General features: G+C 78.6%; 1 protein-coding gene. It reads right to left on the reverse strand.

Going from position 1 to position 1,792, the window contains the following annotated elements; translation table 11 throughout:
* A partial coding sequence (locus tag RIN80_RS26520; protein ID WP_309098174.1) for a ComEC/Rec2 family competence protein occupies positions 1-1,792 on the reverse strand: 1,792 nt, incomplete at both ends.

Below are 1,792 nucleotides of genomic sequence, written 5' to 3' on the forward strand. Positions count from 1 at the left end.
GAAGTGGGTGAGGACGACCAGCGGGATCCTGGTCACGCCGAGCGAGCGCAGGCAGTGGTCGACGCGCCGCGGATCGGGACCGGCGTCCACCACCACCCCGGCGCCGTCGCCCGCCGCGAGCACCAGGGCGTCCCCCTGCCCCACGTCACACACCACCAGCCGCCAGCCCGGCGGCGGCCAGCCCGTGATCGTCCGGGTCAGCGGCGGCGGCTGCACCACGGCCAGCAGGAGCAGCACCCCGCACACCCCGCACCACCAGGGATGCCGGAGCAGCCGCCGGCCCAGGAGCACCGCGAGCACGGTCACGGCACCGAGCAGCGCCGCGCCCGTCCAGCTGCCCGGCCAGTCCACTCCCGCGCCGGGCAGCGCCGCCCCGGTCCGGGCGATGCCCGCGATCCACCCGGCCGGCCACTGGGCGCACCACGCCAGGGCCTGCGCCACCGGCATCGCCGCCGGGGCCGTGGCCAGCGCGGCGAAGCCCAGCACCGTCGCCGGCGCGACCGCGATCTCCGCGAGGAGATTGCACGGCACCGCCACCAGGCTCACCCGCGCCGAGAGCACGGCGACGACGGGCGCGCACAGCGCCTGCGCGGCGGCAGCGGCGGCCAGCGCCTCGGCGAGCCGGGGCGGCACCCCGCGCCGTCGCAGCCCGGCGCTCCACCGGGGCGCGAGCGTGAGCAGGGCGCCGGTGGCCACGACGGAGAGCAGGAACCCGTAACTGCGCGCCAGCCCCGGGTCGTAGAGCACCAGCAGCAGGACCGCCGTCGCCAGTGCCGGGATCATCGACCTGCGGCGGCCGGTCGCGAGGGCCAGCAGCGCGACGGCTCCGCAGGCCGCCGCCCGCACCACGCTCGGATCCGGTCGGCACACCACCACGAACCCGAGCGAGAGCACGCCCCCGAGCACCGCGGTCCCCCGCAGCGAGATGCCGAGGCGGGGCGCGAGACCGCGCCGCTCGGCCCGCTGGGCCAGACCCGGCGGACCGAGCAACAGGGCGAGCAGGATCGTGAAGTTGGCCCCGCTCACGGCCAAGGTGTGCGTGAGGTCGGTCTCCTTGAAGGCCTCCTCCAGCTCCGGAGTGATCCGCGAGGTGTCCCCGACGACCAGCCCCGGCAGCAGCGCCCGGGCATCCGACGGCAGCCCGTCGGTCGCCTCCCGCAGTCCGGCACGCAACCGCCCGGCGAGCCGCTGCGCCCCCGAGGGCTCCCCCACCACCTGCGGTCCCGCCTCGCCGCGCACCCGCAGCACGGCCGCCACCCGGTCACCACCCGCCAGCGCCGGTGCCGCCCGCGCAGCGACCCGCAGCCGCGTCGAGGGCAGCAGCCCGAGCCACGCCGACGGCACCGGTCCTCCGGCGAACGGCCGCCCGCCCTCACCGCCCGAGCCGGCCGGTCCCACGTCGACGATCATCAGCACCGGCGTGCGCGTCGCCACGGCGGCGGCCCCCGCCCTGTCAACGCGCCGCACCTCGGCGTCGATCAGCACGGCGGCCGGAGCCAGGCGATCGCCCCGGACGCGGGGCCGGGTGAGCCGGGGGTCGGAGGTGAGCTCCACCTCGGCGGTCACCGTCGCGTACTCCCGCGCCAGCCCGGGCACCGGGCCCCGCCGCAGATCCGCCCCGTGCAGCCCGGCCGAGGCGGCGGCCGCCGCGACGCACAGCAGGAGCGCGGCGGCCGACGCCCGCGGCCAGGACGCCGAACCGCGTCGCCGGGTCAGTGCCAGGAACACGACCGCGCCGAGGCAGGCGGTCACCAGGCCCACGGCCCAGCCCGCCGGCACGGCCGGAACCAGC

This window comes from Streptomyces sp. (assembly GCF_031181705.1).
In the GTDB taxonomy this organism is placed as follows: domain Bacteria; phylum Actinomycetota; class Actinomycetes; order Streptomycetales; family Streptomycetaceae; genus Streptomyces.